Source organism: Antricoccus suffuscus (assembly GCF_003003235.1).
GTDB classification, from domain to species: Bacteria; Actinomycetota; Actinomycetes; order Mycobacteriales; family Antricoccaceae; genus Antricoccus; species Antricoccus suffuscus.
On the sequence record NZ_PVUE01000002.1, the window covers coordinates 304097 to 319894 of the forward strand.

Sequence of the window (15798 nt, forward strand, 5' to 3'; positions counted from 1 at the left end):
CTAGAGCGTATGAGTACACCGACCAAGGCCCCTATCGGGCGCGTCCTTACCGCGATGGTCACACCATTCACTACAGACGGAGCTATCGACTTCGCGTCAGCGGAACGACTTGCCGTGCAACTCGTCGCCGACGGCAACGACGGACTGTGCATCTCGGGTACGACGGGCGAGGCGCCCACGACCAATGAGCGGGAAAAGGTAGACCTGCTCAAAGCGGTGCGCTCAGCGGTCGGGGAAAAAGTAACGTTGCTAGCGGGTGTCGGCGGCAACGAGACCGCGCACGTGATCCAGTCGGCCAAGGACGCCGAGAGCGCTGGCGCGGACGCCGTCCTCGCAGTCACGCCTTACTACAACAAGCCCCCGCAGTCGGGCGTCCACGCGCATTTCATCGCGGTCGCCGACGCTATCGGCCTACCGGTCGTCCTTTACGACATCCCGGCCCGGACCGGTACGCCGATCGAGACCGCAACTTTGCAGCGGCTGGCCGAGCACGAGCGAATTGTCGCGGTCAAGGACGCGAAGGCCGACCTGTTTGCCGGGGCCGAGGTGATGGCCACGACCGACCTCGCTTATTACTCGGGCGATGACGCCCTCAGCCTGCCGTGGCTCGCGGTCGGCGCGGTGGGTGTCATCAGCGTGGTGGGGCATGGTTTCGCCGGCGACTACCGTGACATGATCGCCGCAGTGGATCGCGGTGACCTGCAGACTGCTCGCGAGATCAACAACCGGTTGATTCCTGCTGTCGAGGCGATTATGAGCAAGCAGTCGCAAGGCGCGATCCGTTCCAAGGCCCTGTGTCACGCGCGAGGTCTGATCGACTCGCCTATGACCCGGCTTCCATTGCTGCCCGCCTCGGCAGCCGAAACCGAAGAGATGATGAGCATTCTTAAACCTTGTGGCCTCACGGCCGACCACGCCGCGTCCTCCATCGGACGCACAGCGTGAGCCAATCTTCCGGGCCGAACAGCGCTAAACCGGCCGCCCCGCCGGCGCTTCCAGATGGCGGCCTGCGGATCGTGGCGCTCGGCGGTCTCGGCGAGATCGGCCGCAACATGGCGGTCTTCGAGTACGCCGGACGGTTACTGGTCGTGGACTGTGGTGTCCTTTTCCCTGAGGACGAGCAGCCTGGCATCGACCTGATCCTGCCCGACTGGTCGGCGTACGACGATCGACTCGATGACATCGAGGCAATCGTGCTCACCCACGGGCACGAGGATCACATCGGCGGCGTGCCCTTCCTGTTGCGTGACCGGGGGGACATCCCGATCGTCGGCTCGCGATTCACCAACGCGCTGATAGCCGCGAAACTACGCGAGCACCGGATCAAACCCAAGCTGCAAGAAGTCGTCGAGGGCGACCGGGTGACCTTTGGCCCGTTTGAGCTCGAATTCTTTGCCGTCAACCATTCCATCCCGGACGCGATGGCTGTCGCCATCCGTACCGGCGCCGGAATTGTCTTGCACACCGGCGATTTCAAGATGGACCAGATTCCACTCGATAACCGCATCACCGACCTGGCCGGATTTGCGCGGCTGGGATTCGAGGGTATCGACATGCTGATGTCGGACTCGACGAACGCCGAGGTGCCCGGTTTCGTTACCCCCGAGTCGGCCATCGGTCCGGTACTCGATGGGGTCATCCGGGACGCGACGCAGCGAGTGATCGTCGCGTGCTTTGCCTCGCATGTGCACCGAGTGCAGCAGGTGCTCGATGCGGCACACGCGCACGGTCGCAAGGTGACGTACGTCGGCCGCTCGATGGTGCGCAACATGGGCGTAGCCACCGACCTCGGCATCCTCAACGTTCCGCCAGGTTTGACGGTTTCCATCGACGAAGCCGCTCAAATGCCGCCGTCCAAGGTCGTCATCATTTCGACCGGTTCGCAGGGCGAGCCGTTGTCGGCGCTCGCGCGGATGGCGGCCCGCAACCACCGTCAGATCAGCATTGCCCCTGAGGACACCGTCATCCTCGCGTCTTCCTTGGTGCCGGGCAACGAGACCGCCGTCTTCAAGGTCATCAACGGACTGAACAAGATCGGCGCGCAGGTCGTGCACAAGGAAGTCGCGCTCGTGCACGTCTCCGGTCACGCACCGGCAGGAGAGCTTCTCTACCTGCTCAATATGACCAAGCCCAGCAACGTGATGCCGGTGCACGGCGAATGGCGGCACCTGCGTGCACACGGCAGGCTCGCCGCGAAGACCGGCGTACCGGAGCAAAACATCGTGCTCGCCGACGACGGCGACGTCATCGATCTCATCGACGGGCAGGCCCGGATCACCGGCCAGATCGAGGTCGGCATGGTGTACGTCGACGGCAACGTTGTCGGTGAGGTCGGGGAGGACGCGCTGCGCGATCGGCGGATCCTCGGCGACGAAGGCTTTATCGCGTGCGCAGTCGTCGTATCGACGAGCAACGCGATGATCGTCCGGCCGACACACGTGACCGCCCGGGGATTCGCCGATGACCCTGCGGTCGTGCAAGTGGCCGGCCCGTTGGTCGATGCCGAGGTCCAGCGCCAGCTCGAAGACGGCGTGACTGACACGCATCGACTTGCCCAGGCCGCGCGCCGCGTGCTGGGCAAGTGGGTCGCCGACACGCACCGTCGTCGCCCGATGATCGTGCCGACCGTTCTCGAGGTCTAGCTCTTCACAAGCGAGTCGTCGCGGTACGCCGCGGCGATTTCGTGGCGGTGCTTGAAAAGTAGCCGCCACAGTAAGGCTCCGGTCGCGAGACCGAGTACGCCGCACAACACAAACACGGTCGACAGCGAGGTGTGTTTGCCGATGAATCCGCCGGTGACCTCACCGATCGGAATCAGGCCCCAGATCAGCGTGCGGTAGCCGCCCTGCACCCGGCCGAACAGGTGCGTCGGTATGAGCGCCTGCCTGATCGACATCGAGTTAATGTTCCACACCGTGACACCGGTGCCGGTGAGCGAGAACAGTGTCCCGGCGACCCACGCGTTGTGTGTCAAGCCCATCGGTAAGGTGGTCAGCGCGACGAAGATCAGGGCGCCGGCCTGGGCGTTGGTGCGGCCGACGCGTCTGGTCAGCCACGGCGCGAGGACTGATCCGACAAGCGCGCCGACACCGGCGCCGACGAAGAACAGGCCGACTCCGGACGGCCCGATCCGCAGCGTCTCCAGGGCAAACAGTACGAGAAGCCCGCTGACGAGGGCGTGGACGAAGGAGTCCAGGCCGCACAGCAGCGTGTAGCGGCGCATGAAGTCGTGCCGCCACAGCCACCGCATCCCGACCTTGATATCGGCGCTGAGGCGGACCTTCTCGGCCCGTTGTGGCCGCCGGGTTCGAACGGCGAGGATGAGAACTGCCGAGACAAACCATCCGGCCGCGCCGAGTAGGAACGGCGCGATAACGGCGAACGTGAAGAGGGCGGCGCCCAACGGCGGGCCGATGAACGTCTGCATCACATTTTCGGCGGCGGTGATCCACGCGTTGCCGCGCTCGAGGTCCTTCTTCTCGACGACCTCAGGGAGCGAGGCGCGCGCGGCGCTGTCGTAGACGGTCTCGATGATCCCCAGCAGCAGCGCCACGACATACAGGACGACGAGCGAGATCTGGTCGAGGGCGATGAATCCGCACAGCGAGCCGACGACCACCGTGCGCGCGAAGTTCGACCATGCCATCGCCGTACTCCGGTCAATGCGGTCGACCACCGCGCCACTGGGGATCGCGAACAGCAACCAGGGCAAGAACGCAATCGCGCTGAGCACCGAGATAGCCACCGGATCGCGGGTAAGCGTGGTCGCCAGCAAAGGAAGTACGACGATTCGCACGCCGTCAGAGAGGTTGGACAGGCCGGTCGAGCCGACAAGCAGCCAGAAGGATCTGCCCAGGGTGGGCTTACTCATCGTCGGCAACTGGCACGCCAATGGGGAAACCGATGAACTCGATGCTGACTCGATGGGAGCCCGGATGCGGTTCGCGGTTGCGATATCGGTCGAGTACGGCGTACACCTCGTCACGCATTCTGTGCATCTCGTCGGCCGTGAGTTCGGTGTATCCACGTCGCCAGCCGACGGCCCCGGACCACGGCGCAGGAAGGTCGCCGACCGCGTCGAGCATCTGTTGTAACCGTTCTGCGTGGCCCTCGACCATCGAGTGGGTGATGATGCCTGCAGCAGCGGCGGGGAGGTCGCCAACCACCCGTGCGGGCGTTTCCCAGCCGGATTTCGGGACTCGCCACCATCGCTCCCGGGCGGTACCGCGATCGGGGACTTCCTCGATGAAACCATGTTGCCCGAGTTGGCGCAGGTGGTAACTCGTGGCGCCGCTGGACTCGCCAAGCCGCTCGGCGAGGACCGTCGCGGTTGCCTCGCCGAGATCACTGACGAGGTCCAGGATCTTGACGCGCAACGGGTGGGCAAGGGCCTTGAGGCCCTGAGTGTCGATACGGCGCGGTTCGGTCACGAGGCATCACACTACAGCATGCAAAGATATCTTTGCAAAGAAATACTTGTATCGAGCGAAGACGCATGTGACGATGGCGTGAGTGATGACACGCGTGTGACTGATGGGGATATTGATGTACACGGCGACTAGGGTGGAGGTTATGGCAACTCGTCAGGCCCCTGCCACAAAACCCAAAGGCCGGAGCAAGGCGCGCAGCGGTTCGTCCCGCAAGCGTGCGACTCCGACCCGACGGCCGCGTGGAGGAGGCTCACCTTCTGGCTCGGCTCGCACGTCGGGCACCTCGACGCTGTCGCGCGCGGGCGCGGGCGTCGGGCGTCTGTTGCTTGCGGCCTGGACCGCCATCGCCAAGGCGGTCGCCGGTCTGTTCCGGGTGGGCGACCACACCGCGATCGTGGCGGTCCGCGACGACCTTGACGAAGCGCCGCGCACAGCGAAAGCCGAGGCCGAGCAGGAAGCGCGACTTGCGCAAGCGCGGGCCCGCGCTGCGCACCGCGATGCCACCGGACTGTTACTGATTGTCCTCGCCGTCCTCAGCGCGCTCGGCGTGTGGGTGCAGGCCGGCGGCGTTGTCGGCGACGCTTTCGACCACTCGCTTCGGTGGGCGGCCGGCGGTGCGGCGGCGTTCGTGCCGGTCCTGCTCGTCGGTGTGGCCATGCACCTGTTCCGCACCCCGGGCAAACCGGAACATTTCGGTCGGTTCACGGTCGGCTGGGTCTGCACTATCGTGCCGGTCCTCGGCCTGTTCCACATCGGATTTGGTTCACCGGACGCTCCATCTGATCGCTACCGGGCAGGAGGCATGGTCGGCGCCGTGGCCGCCGCGCCGTTCACCAGCAACGTAGGTGCGGTCCTCGGTGTCATCGTGCTCGGTTTGATCATCGTGTTCGGACTGTTGGTCCTCACCGCCACGCCGGTCAAGCTCGTGCCCAGCCGGCTGCGTGATTTGTGGCGGTGGTTGCTCGGCCAACCCGCATCGGATGCGGCCGCTGCCGAGCAAGAAAACGTACACGCCGCGTCGCCGGAGGAAATGGGGGAGGCGGACCTGTCCAGCATGCGGCTACGCCGCTCGTCGCGGCGTCGACAGTCCAGCCTCACTAAGGACGCTGAGGCTGCCGCCGACCCGGAGGCTGCCGAGTCATCCGCCGAGAAACCGTCAAAGCCCTGGCGCGAACGCAAAGCAATGGCCGTGCCCGCAGAGCCCACTACTGCCGATACCGTCGTACCTCCGGCCCCCGGGGCCTCGGCCGACGCCGAGACCGCGAGCTTCGGTGAGTCCGCGCTCGGACCGGCACCGACCGGCAAAGGTGAGCAGCTAACGATCGAGACCCCGGAGGGGGAGTACAAGCTACCGGCGATGTCGGCGCTGAAGACCGGTCCGGCGCACAAGACGCACACCAAGGCCAACGACGACACCATCGATGCCATCAACGGCGTATTCGACCAGTTCAAGGTCGCCGCTGACGTCGTCGGCTTCAACCGCGGGCCGACCGTCACCCGCTACGAGGTCGAGCTCGGACCGTCGGTCAAGGTCTCGACGGTCAAGAACCTGCAGGACAACATCGCGTACGCCGTCGCCAACAGCAACGTGCGTATTCTCGCGCCCATCCCGGGCAAGTCCGCGATGGGTATCGAGATCCCCAACACCGACCGGGAGATGGTCAGCCTCGGTGACGTCATGCGCGCGCCGACAACCATCGCCGACACCCATCCGCTGCTCGTTGGCCTCGGCAAAGACGTCGAGGGACGGTTCGTCGCCACCAATATCGCCAAGACGCCGCACCTGCTGGTCGCCGGCGCCACCGGCGGAGGTAAGTCCTCGGCGATCAACTCAATGCTGGTCTCGCTGCTGCTGCGCGCGTCACCTGACCAGGTGCGGCTGATCCTCATCGACCCCAAGATGGTCGAGATGACGCCGTACGAAGGTATCCCGCACCTCATCACGCCGATCATCACCGACCCGAAGAAGGCGGCCAACGCGCTGGTCTGGCTGGTCGAGGAGATGGAGCAGCGTTATCAGGACATGCAGGCCTCGCGGGTGCGTCATATCGACGACTTCAACCGCAAGGTCAAGAGCGGGCAAATCACCGCGCCGCCCGGCAGCGAGCGCGAGTACAAGCCGTATCCCTACATTGTCACGGTTGTCGACGAGCTCGCCGACCTGATGATGGTCGCGCCGCGTGACGTCGAGGACTGCATCGTGCGGATCACCGCGAAAGCGCGGGCCGCCGGGATCCACCTGGTTCTTGCCACGCAGCGGCCGTCCGTCGACGTGGTCACGGGTCTAATCAAGACCAACGTGCCGAGCCGGCTGGCGTTTACGACCTCCTCGGCGACGGACAGCCGGGTCATCCTCGACCAAGTCGGAGCCGAAAAGCTCATTGGTAAAGGTGACGCGCTCTACCTCGGCCCTGGAGCGAACTCTCCACAGCGACTGCAGGGCGCTTTCGTGTCGGACGAGGAGATCGAAGAGATCGTCACGTTTGCGAAGGAACAGCGCGAACCGGAATACCGCGACGAGGTACTGACCGCGGCACCCACGGCGAAGAAGGAGGTCGACGAGGACATCGGCGGTGACCTTGAGGACGTGTGCGCGGCCGTCGAGCTCATAGTGACCAGCCAGATGGGGTCGACCTCGATGCTGCAACGCAAGCTGCGGGTCGGGTTCGCGAAGGCGGGCCGACTGATGGACATCCTCGAGACTCGGGGAATCGTCGGGCCGTCACAAGGTTCCAAACCGCGCGACGTACTCGCCAAACCAGACGAGCTCCCAGACGTCCTGGCATCGTTGCGTGGCGAGAACGACTGACAATGATCTCGCCCGCGCGGCATGCGGTCTGGCCGCAACCTATTCTTGTACGGTGACTAACTCCGTCAGTACTCCTCGCCGCGTCTCCCTGGTCACGATGGGGTGTGCGCGAAACGACGTCGACTCCGAGGAACTTGCCGGCCGACTCGCCGCGCAAGGGTGGGAGCTCACCGAAGATGGTGAGTCTGATGTCGTAGTCGTCAACACCTGTGGCTTTATCGACGCAGCCAAGAAAGACTCGATCGACGCCGTGCTGGCCGCGGCCGATTCTGGGGCCAAAGTGGTCGCCGTCGGCTGTCTGGCTCAGCGCTACGGCGAAGACCTCGCCGCCCAGCTCCCCGAAGCAGGCGCCGTACTCGGGTTCGACGACTACGTCGACATCTCCGATCGTCTCGACGACGTCATCGCCGGCCGGCCGCTGGTCCCACACAAGCCGACCGACCGCCGTACGATGCTGCCGATCAGTCCCGTCGAGCGGCCCGAAGCGGCGAAATCACTGTCGCTGCCCGGACACGCCGATGAAAACCTCGGTCGGCCGGCATCGGGTCCTCGGGTGATGCGCAAGCGGCTGGTGGGCGGCCCGACGGCGCCGTTGAAGCTGGCCAGCGGATGCGATCGGCGCTGCACTTTCTGCGCGATCCCGACTTTCCGTGGATCGTTTGTCTCCCGCACGCCCGAGCAGGTCCTCGACGAAGCGCGTTGGCTGGTGGAGGACGGTGTCAAAGAGGTCGTCCTGGTCAGCGAGAACTCCACGTCGTACGGCAAGGATTTCGGCGACGTCCGTTCGCTTGAGGCGCTGATCCCGCGGCTCGGTGAGATCGACGGCCTTGAGCGATTCCGGGTCGCTTATCTGCAGCCAGCGGAGATTCGTCCGGGGCTGCTCGAGACTCTGCTCGGTACGCCGAACGCGGCGGCCTACCTTGACATTTCGTTCCAGCACTCCAGCGCGTCGGTGCTGCGCCGGATGAAGCGCTTCGGGTCCACCGACGCGTTCCTCGCGCTGATCGAGCGTGCACGGGTCATTTCTCCCGAGGTGGGAATCCGCACCAACGTTATCGTGGGGTTTCCGGGCGAGACCGAGGCAGATCTGCTCGAGCTTGAGCGGTTTCTCAGTGATGGACGGCTCGATGCGGTCGGCGTATTCGGTTACTCGGATGAGGACGGTACGGCGGCGGCGGGCTTCGACGACAAGCTTGATCAGTCGGTCATCGACGAGCGGGTAGAGCGGATCACGGCATTCGCCGAAGAACTCACCGCGCAACGCGCCGAAGACCGCATCGGCCAGATCATCGAGGTACTGGTCGAGGACATCGGGCCCGATTATGTCGAAGGCCGCGCCGAACACCAGGGGCCCGAAGTCGACGGTACGACGATGGTTGAGGGGTTCCCTCCCGGTTCGATCAAAATCGGCGACATCGTGCGTTGCGAGGTAGTGGAGACTGACGGCGTCGACCTCATCGCGACGCCCCCGATCGGCCACGGTTAGCACATGAGCGCAGAGCACGCCACGCCCCCGGCACGGGAGGTCAGCCTGTTCAATATCGCGAACGGGCTGACGACTCTTCGGCTGGTCCTCGTGCCGGTGTTCGCAGTGTTCCTGCTCAAAGAGGACGGCGCAGATACTCGCTGGCGGATTGCGGCGGCCGTCGTCTTCGCGCTGGCGGTCATCACCGACAAGTACGACGGCGACATCGCGCGCGCTCGGGGCCTGGTGACGGAATTCGGCAAGATGGCCGATCCAATCGCCGACAAGGCACTCATGGGTACTGCGCTGGTCGGTCTGTCGATTCTGGCCGAGCTTCCCTGGTGGGTCACGATCGTGATCTTGGTCCGTGAGGTCGGCGTCACTCTCTTGCGGTTCTTGGTGATCCGGTATGGCGTGATTCCGGCGAGCCGCGGCGGCAAGGCCAAGACGTTCGCGCAGTCGCTGGCGATCTGGATGTATGTCCTGCCCTTTGGCGGTTTCCTCGCGTCGCTGCGTTGGTGGCTGATGGGTATCGCGATAATCCTGACCGTCGCGACCGGGATCGACTACATTTTCCGTGCGATCCGGCTGCGACGTACGCGCAATCGCAACGAGCCGCTCGCGCCCATCGATCCTAGTGATCTGCCTCCCGCCCTCCCCGAAGATCTGCCTCCCGCCCTCCCCAAAGATCTACCTCCCGCCCTCCCCAAAAACCTGCCGTCTACGCGGATCGTGCCGGAGGACATGTGAGTGCCGATCCGACGTACGACGCGGCGCGGCGCGTCATCGAGGGTTACGCGCGGATGCGGTTGACGATCGGCACCGTGGAATCACTGACCGGCGGGCTTTTGTGTGCCGCCCTGACCTCGATACCCGGGGCCAGCGGCGTGGTCCGCGGTGGCCTGGTGGTGTACGCAACGGAGCTCAAGGCGACATTGGCAGGCGTCCCGGCAGGGCAGCTCGCCCAAGACGGCCCGGTCAGCGAGAGCACGGCACGCAGTCTCGCGGGCGGTGCGATCCGGCGTACCGGCGCCGCCGTCGGGATAGCCACGACCGGCGTCGCCGGCCCGGACAAGCAGGATGGCCACGAGGTTGGAACCGTCTGGCTCGGTCTGCAGCTACCGGGGCAGCCCGCCGAGGCGCGCGAATACCGCTTTAAAGGCGACCGCGACCAGATTCGGCACCAGACCGTTCTCACTGCGCTCGAGTGGCTGGCCGGTCGGATCGACTAATCGGTCGGACCCGGAATTAGTTCGCATCTACGGTCGTTGTAAGTCAGAGTGCCGGACGGCCGAATTGGGGAGTCGCCGTTTACTCAGTCGTAATCGGCACAGGGTAGGGTTGTAATAGCCGCACAATCACGTGATATTCAGGGCATTTGATGTTCGACGAGTGGTCACGTGAGCGAGGTGGCAATGAGAGTTGATGAGGAGGTAACGACGTGCTTCTACTTCGCGAAGTAATCGGAAGCAATTTGCGGGCGCACCGCGAACACCAGCGGCGTTCGCTGCGCGACGTGTCGGCCTCCGCCCGAGTGAGTCTTGGGTATCTTTCGGAGATCGAACGCGGCCGTAAAGAGGCATCATCGGAGCTGTTGTCGTCCATTTGTGACGCGCTTGAGCTGCCGTTGGCCGACCTGCTGTCTGATGCCAGTACCGATTTGCGTCATCGTGACTTCGTATCGGTCCGGGCCCAAGATGTCCCGGTCGACGAGGTTATCGATGTCGACGATCTCGACGACGAGCTCAATGCACATTCTGCCGAGCTCAAGTTGATCTTTGGTCAGGACGAGCGCGAGACCGTCGGCGTCTAAGGCGGTTCGACGCACGGATGAGTCGACGTAATAGGTTTGCCGATGGCTGGGCAGCCCTCAGTGGTGTGGTGCTTGGCGGGCTCGCGTTCGCCGCGATCCCGGGCGAGCCGGTCGCGGCAATCGTCGGTGTGGGCGTAGCGGCAGTCGCATACGGCGCCAAGGTCGGCGGTTCTGCGTTGGTAGACCGAAATAAACCGGACTCGATGGCACCGCTTGAAGGACCACTGCCCAAACGCGGGAGCCCAGCCGAGGTGTGGCTGGGACGCGCCCAAAACGCGACCCGCAAGAGGGATGCGCTGATCGCCAGCGCAAGTGATTCCTATCTCAAAGACCAGCTCGACTCCGTCGCGATCCAGACAAGTGGCACGCTCGAGACGATCGGCCGACTGTCTCGTCAGGTAGCCGCGCTCGAACAGGGTCTGGACCGGATACCACTGGCTCGGCTGACAGAACAGCAGTCGCGTCTACAGGCCGAGGCCAACCGCGGGCTGACCGACGAGTCGAGTATCGAGACCTCCAACTCGCTGCGCTCGGTCAACGAGCAGTTGCAGTCGTTTCAGCGCCTGCACGCCGCGCGGGACGGTCTCGTAGCCCGGATGGAGTCGGCGACGGTGGGTCTGGAAAGCCTCAATAGTCACATCGCCGAGCTGATCGCGATGTCAGCGACGAGCGTGACTGTCCAAAATCTCAGCGGCGAAGGGACCATTGAGGCGCTCAACCAAGAGCTCAGCGACATTCGCGCCGGCCTCGAGGAATCCGAGACTTACACCCGTGAGGTGCTCGGTCGAGATCTCACATAAGGAGTCGCCGCGCAATCGGATTGTGCCTGGTTCTGGGTCGTCGTACCGTTGGCTCACAGGAACCCGTCCTGACCTGCGCGCGTTAGGCACATGAAACCATCTCGCTCACAGCGCTACGCTGGTACGTATATATCTCTTTCGCTCGTAGACTGGCGATCGTTCAGGAGGACGACCTAATATGGCCAACCCGTTTGTCAAGCTCTGGAAATACCTGATGGCCTCGTTTGGCGCCAAGGTAGACCAGATGGCCGACCCCAAGGTACAGATTCAGCAGGCGATCGAGGATGCGCAGCGCCAGCATCAGGCACTTGCCCAGCAGGCCGCGCAGGTCATCGGTAACCAGCGCCAGCTGGAGATGAAGCTCAATCGCCAGATGAGCGAGGTCGAGAAGTTGCAAGGCAACGCCCGCCAGGCTCTGACACTGGCGGACAAGGCGCGCGCTGAAGGAAACGAAGAAGAAGCCAAAAAGTACGAGGATACCGCTCAGGTGTTTGCTACCCAGCTCGTCGCTGGTGAGCAGCAGATGGAGGACCTCAAGCAGATGCACGATGCCGCGTTGATCGGTGCCGAGAAGGCCAAGAAGGCTGTCGAGGAAAACCAGATGCGCCTCAAGACCAAGATAGCCGAGCGCACTAAGCTTCTCAGCCAGCTCGAGCAGGCCAAGATGCAAGAACAGGTCTCGGCCTCGCTCAACCGCATGGGTGAGCTGTCCGCGCCAGGCAATGTGCCGTCTCTTGACGAGGTTCGCGACAAGATCGAACGACGCTATGCCAACGCGCTCGGCGCTTCTGAGCTCGCCGAAACCTCTGTTGAAGGCCGCATGATGGAGGTCGAGAAGTCGACCCTGGATATGGCCGGCCACGCACGACTCGATCAGCTTCGCGCGAGCATGGGCGGTAATCAGCTCTCGGCAGAGCCCGCAGCTCCGGCCACACCCGCGGCCGAAGCGGCGCCGGCCGCGCCGAAGCCAGCGGCCACCAAGCCCAGCACACCTCAGGCCAATCCACCGGCCAGCAGCTGACGCAGCGTACGTGGAGACCTAGAGGATGACGGCAAATCGCAAGGACTCGTGGCGCGACCTTGCCGCATCCATCGCCGACCAGATCTCCGAAAACATCCGCAATCCCCGCCATCCGGACGAGGATGGCCGACGGTACCGGCATGACGACTATTGGCGTGGCCATGGTGGGCCACGCCGAACGCGCGGCTGGGCGACCCGCGGTCCGTATCGATACGGGCCGCAAGATCCCGTCCAAGACGATGCACGCCAGCCGTCGTCGGACCGGCCTTCGGGCAAGCCGCAGCCGCCGGGCGGCAAGGAAATCGCGAGCGACTTCAAGAATCTCCTGTCCGCGTCGGTCAAGGCGACGACGGAGTCGATCAACGAACGACGTACCGGTCGCAACGAGCGAATTCGGATGCGTCCGGTCCGGCGACTGCGTCACCAGCGAGTCCGCCAGATCGCCGCGAGCGGTCTTTTTGGGTTGTGCACCATCGGGTTCGCCGGGGGTGCGGCCGCGGCGGTCAACGACGGTCAGGCGGCACTAGCGATCCCGATGGGGGTGGGAGCGGTCGCGCTCGGTACCGGGGCAGGGCTGACCGGCACCCGTGCACGCAAGACGGGCAAACGCGCGGACGCGCTAGAGGAAAAGCTCTCGCCGGTGTCGATCGACGTACCGTCATACGAGGAGCGCGAAGAGGCGCCACAGTCGCTGCCGCCGAAGAACTCTGCGGCGTACCAGCCGATCCGTAAGCTTCGAGCGCAGCGCCGACTGCTACAACAGCTGCTGCCGGACCTGCGCGAGATCGCCCCCGACATCAGCGCCATAGCCCGGGAGTCCGAACAGTCGCTCGAACGGCAGGCGCGGCGTGCTGTCCTGCTCGAACGCACTCTTGCTGAGAGCGGCGCTACCGACGGCACCGAGCTCGACGAGTCTGGGGGCATCCGTGCCTCGTTGGACAAAATCGTCCAGCGGCTCGAGGACGGTGTCAGTGCGCACGAACGGCTGGTCGCCGGCGCCGCGTCTGTCGTCGCCGAGTTGGATAGCAGCGCCCCCGAGATCACCCCGGCCGCCAAGGCACGTGACGCCGCAGACGGCCTGCACGCGCTGGCAGAGGGTCTTCGCGAAGTCTCTAACCCGTCGGCTAATCACGCCCAGCTCGACTCGCGCCCCGCGCGGCCCGACTCGCGCGCCACCGTCGACCCGGGGGCCGACGCGAGTCTGCCGCCGTCGTACGGCCCGCCGAAGGCGTCCCGCCAGAAGCCCAAACGTAAGCCGACCGGGCAAGAGTCTTAGCTCAGTTGAGGTCGAGGCCCGGGTAGAGCGGGTTCGCATCCAGCAACTCGTCGGCAGCGGCATGCGTCTTGGCCGCGACACCCTCGGCCAGCACGTACTTGGCCTTCGACGTACCACCCGACGGCGCGGCGGTCGGGGTAGTGGCCGACAGTACGTCGACGATTAGCTCGGCGACCCGGTCGAACTCGGCAGCATCGAAGCCACGCGAGGTCAGCGCAGGAGTACCGATACGTACGCCGGACGTGTACCAGGCGCCGTTCGGGTCGCGAGGAATCGCGTTGCGGTTAGTGACAATGCCCGAGTCCAGCAGCGCCGACTCCGCCTGTCGACCGGTCAGGCCGAACGAGGTGACATCGAGCAGGCACAAATGGTTATCGGTACCGCCGGTGACGAGATTGACGCCGCGCCGCGACAGGCCGTCCGCCAAGGCGGTGGCGTTGTCCGCGACATTTTGGGCGTAGGTGTGAAACGCCGGTTGCCGGGCCTCGGCAAGAGCGACGGCCTTGGCGGCCATTACCTGTCCGAGTGGCCCACCCAAGACCATCGGGCAGCCACGATCGACGGCATCGGCGTACTCGGGCTGGCACAGCACCATGCCGCCGCGCGGTCCGCGCAGCGACTTGTGGTTGGTCGTTGTGGTCACGTGCGCGTGCGGTACCGGATCGAAGTCTCCGGTGAAGACCTTGCCGGCAACGAGCCCGGCGAAATGCGCCATGTCGACCATCAGGGTGGCGCCGACTTCATCGGCGATTTCGCGCATCTTGGCGAAATTGACGCGCCGGGGGTACGCCGAGTAGCCGGCGATGAGTATCAGAGGCTTGAACTCGCGGGCGGTCGCCCGTACGGCGTCGTAGTCCAGCAGACCCGTCTCGGGGTCGGTGCCGTAGGAGGACTGATGAAACATCTTGCCGCTGATGTTGGGACGGAATCCGTGGGTGAGATGCCCACCGGCATCCAGCGACATGCCCAGCGCCCGCTGGTCGCCGAGCGCTTTGCGCAGCGACTGCCAGTCGTCTTCGGACAGGTCGTTGACGTGTTTAGCGCCGGCCTCGGCCAGGGCCGGGGACTCGATGCGTTGCGCGAGAATCGCCCAGAAAGCGACTAGGTTGGCGTCGATGCCGGAGTGCGGCTGGACGTAGGCGTGCGGCGCATTGAACAGCGCCTTCGCGTGATCGGCCGCTAGCTGTTCGACAGTGTCGATGTTCTGACAGGCGGCATAGAAGCGGTGGCCGATGGTGCCCTCGGCGTACTTATCCGACAGCCAGTTGCCCATCGTGAGCAACACGGCGGGGGAGGCGTAGTTTTCGCTGGCAATCAGCTTGAGGGATGCGCGCTGGTCGGCGAGTTCGCTGCGGATCGCGCCGGCGATGTTGGGTTCGACTGCCTCGATGACAGCGAGCGCGCTGCGGTAGGCGGTCGAGGCTGCCTCGGCATCAAAGGACTGAACGTTGGCGTTACTTGAGGTGTTCTCAGGCACGGTGCGCCTCCAGGGTTTCGAGTCGGTGGGCACCCAGGCGCGCGGCGGTCGTTCGGAGCCGCTCCCCGGTGGTCGGACCCACCTTATGAATGCGCCAGTCACGGCTCGCAATAAGGGTACCTGTACCGCCCGTACGCACTCGGAGAACGCCCCGCGATCCGTCACGAATGGCCGGCGATCCGTCACAAATGTCCGCTCATCCGTCTCGCCCTGCCGTGCGTCCGGTCCGGACGGTCGGGGCGAGGTGTGCGCGGCATGGTGTGATGGTCGGATGGATAACGACTGCCCCTTCTGCGCGATTATCGAGGGTACGGCGCCGGCACTGATCGTGGCCGAGACTGCCGACACGGTCGCTTTTCTTGATCGTCGACCGGTATTCAAAGGCCACACGTTGGTGGTCCCGCGTGAGCATGTCGTCACCCTGCCGGAGCTTCCTGAACGCCTGCTCGCGCCGTACTTCGCTAGTGTGCAAGGGATCACCCGCGCCATCACGGCAGGGCTCGGAGCACAAGGCACGTTCGTCGCCGTCAACAACGTCGTCAGTCAGAGCGTTGCGCATCTGCACACGCACGTCGTACCGCGCACGAAGGGCGACGGCCTGCGAGGGTTCTTCTGGCCGCGCACGAAGTACGCCGACGGCGAGGCCGAGCAGTACGCCGAACGTATCCACGCCGCCCTCTAGACCGAAGTCGCCGACCGTGACGGAG

General features: G+C 64.7%; 14 protein-coding genes and 1 riboswitch. Of the genes, 11 read left to right on the forward strand and 3 right to left on the reverse strand.

Annotated elements, in window-relative coordinates; genetic code table 11:
* Window positions 1-9 precede the first annotated feature (9 nt).
* Together dapA and CLV47_RS04285 are read left to right on the forward strand one after the other, a co-directional pair.
* The gene (gene dapA / locus CLV47_RS04280) at window positions 10-945 is read left to right on the forward strand and encodes a 4-hydroxy-tetrahydrodipicolinate synthase (RefSeq protein ID WP_106347749.1); all 936 of its coding nucleotides are present in this window, start codon (window positions 10-12) and stop codon (window positions 943-945) included.
* A gap of 71 nt (window positions 946-1016) precedes the next feature.
* A complete protein-coding gene (locus CLV47_RS04285) occupies window positions 1017-2642 on the forward strand; it encodes a ribonuclease J (protein ID WP_420313793.1) in 1626 nt (541 codons plus the stop codon).
* On the opposite strand, the gene CLV47_RS04290 is transcribed toward CLV47_RS04285, so the two are convergent.
* Window positions 2639-3871 carry an MFS transporter gene (locus CLV47_RS04290; protein ID WP_170110950.1) on the reverse strand — a complete coding sequence of 411 codons (1233 nt, stop codon included), beginning with the start codon at window positions 3869-3871 and terminating at the stop codon, window positions 2639-2641. The genes CLV47_RS04285 and CLV47_RS04290 overlap by 4 nt on opposite strands.
* Window positions 3864-4430: an ArsR/SmtB family transcription factor gene (locus tag CLV47_RS04295; RefSeq protein ID WP_106347922.1), complete on the reverse strand. Its 567-nt coding sequence runs from the start codon at window positions 4428-4430 to the stop codon at window positions 3864-3866. The genes CLV47_RS04290 and CLV47_RS04295 overlap by 8 nt, the downstream gene beginning before the upstream one ends.
* A gap of 142 nt (window positions 4431-4572) precedes the next feature.
* Between CLV47_RS04295 and CLV47_RS04300 the strand changes: the two genes are divergently transcribed.
* From CLV47_RS04300 to pspM, 8 genes are all read left to right on the forward strand, one after another.
* Complete coding sequence (locus CLV47_RS04300) at window positions 4573-7239, forward strand: FtsK/SpoIIIE family DNA translocase (RefSeq protein WP_106347751.1); 2667 nt, start codon at window positions 4573-4575, stop codon at window positions 7237-7239.
* A 52-nt stretch (window positions 7240-7291) separates the two neighbouring features.
* Complete coding sequence (gene rimO / locus CLV47_RS04305) at window positions 7292-8725, forward strand: 30S ribosomal protein S12 methylthiotransferase RimO (RefSeq protein ID WP_106347923.1); 1434 nt, start codon at window positions 7292-7294, stop codon at window positions 8723-8725.
* Window positions 8726-8728: 3 nt separating this feature from the next.
* The gene (gene pgsA, locus CLV47_RS04310) at window positions 8729-9454 is read left to right on the forward strand and encodes a CDP-diacylglycerol--glycerol-3-phosphate 3-phosphatidyltransferase (protein ID WP_106347752.1); all 726 of its coding nucleotides are present in this window, start codon (window positions 8729-8731) and stop codon (window positions 9452-9454) included.
* Window positions 9451-9936: a CinA family protein gene (locus CLV47_RS04315; RefSeq protein ID WP_202862376.1), complete on the forward strand. Its 486-nt coding sequence runs from the start codon at window positions 9451-9453 to the stop codon at window positions 9934-9936. The genes pgsA and CLV47_RS04315 overlap by 4 nt, the downstream gene beginning before the upstream one ends.
* 209 nt (window positions 9937-10145) lie before the next feature.
* Window positions 10146-10517: a helix-turn-helix domain-containing protein gene (locus CLV47_RS22585; RefSeq protein ID WP_106347753.1), complete on the forward strand. Its 372-nt coding sequence runs from the start codon at window positions 10146-10148 to the stop codon at window positions 10515-10517.
* Between the two features lie 17 nt (window positions 10518-10534).
* Window positions 10535-11317: a hypothetical protein gene (locus tag CLV47_RS04325; RefSeq protein ID WP_146135278.1), complete on the forward strand. Its 783-nt coding sequence runs from the start codon at window positions 10535-10537 to the stop codon at window positions 11315-11317.
* Between the two features lie 178 nt (window positions 11318-11495).
* On the forward strand, window positions 11496-12338 hold the full coding sequence (locus CLV47_RS04330; protein WP_106347755.1) for a PspA/IM30 family protein: 843 nt from the start codon (window positions 11496-11498) through the stop codon (window positions 12336-12338).
* Window positions 12339-12363: 25 nt separating this feature from the next.
* Window positions 12364-13614 (forward strand): phage shock envelope stress response protein PspM, encoded by a 1251-nt coding sequence (gene pspM, locus CLV47_RS04335; protein WP_106347756.1) that lies wholly within the window; start codon window positions 12364-12366, stop codon window positions 13612-13614.
* A gap of 1 nt (window position 13615) precedes the next feature.
* Here pspM and CLV47_RS04340 read toward each other — a convergent pair whose 3' ends face one another.
* On the reverse strand, window positions 13616-15091 hold the full coding sequence (locus CLV47_RS04340) for a glycine hydroxymethyltransferase (protein WP_106347757.1): 1476 nt from the start codon (window positions 15089-15091) through the stop codon (window positions 13616-13618).
* Between the two features lie 24 nt (window positions 15092-15115).
* A riboswitch (ZMP/ZTP riboswitch) is annotated at window positions 15116-15203 on the reverse strand.
* Window positions 15204-15362: 159 nt separating this feature from the next.
* On the opposite strand from CLV47_RS04340, the gene CLV47_RS04345 reads away from it, so the two are divergent.
* Window positions 15363-15773 carry an HIT family protein gene (locus tag CLV47_RS04345; protein WP_106347758.1) on the forward strand — a complete coding sequence of 137 codons (411 nt, stop codon included), beginning with the start codon at window positions 15363-15365 and terminating at the stop codon, window positions 15771-15773.
* Window positions 15774-15798 lie beyond the last annotated feature (25 nt).